The organism is Listeria sp. SHR_NRA_18 (assembly GCF_003856515.1).
In the GTDB taxonomy this organism is placed as follows: Bacteria; Bacillota; Bacilli; order Lactobacillales; family Listeriaceae; genus Listeria_A; species Listeria_A newyorkensis.
In genome coordinates this window covers 1-271 of the sequence record NZ_QPKR01000121.1, presented here as the reverse complement: position 1 = coordinate 271, position 271 = coordinate 1, and the positions used below count along the sequence as shown (strand labels likewise).

The following is a 271-nucleotide window of genomic DNA, read 5'->3' as shown; positions in this document are numbered from 1 at the left end:
TGGCCGTATCGGTTAGTTGAAAGGTTACTTTCAGTTGATTCTCGGTTCTTACTTGGTTGGTACAAGTCAAAGACTTATACCGCACTTTACTAACTTTCTTATCTAGTTTTCAAAGAACAACTTTCTTCTTTAGAGAGATTTGACCTCTCAAAACTGAACAAAACAGAAGATAAAACAAAAGCAGGTTTCCTTTTCCTTAGAAAGGAGGTGATCCAGCCGCACCTTCCGATACGGCTACCTTGTTACGACTTCACCCCAATTATCTGTCCCA

At 39.9% G+C, this 271-nt stretch carries 1 rRNA gene; it reads right to left on the bottom strand.

Annotated features, from left to right (window positions below):
* Positions 1-200 precede the first annotated feature (200 nt).
* Positions 201-271: ribosomal RNA gene (locus DUK53_RS17410) — 16S ribosomal RNA — on the bottom strand; the annotation flags it as partial.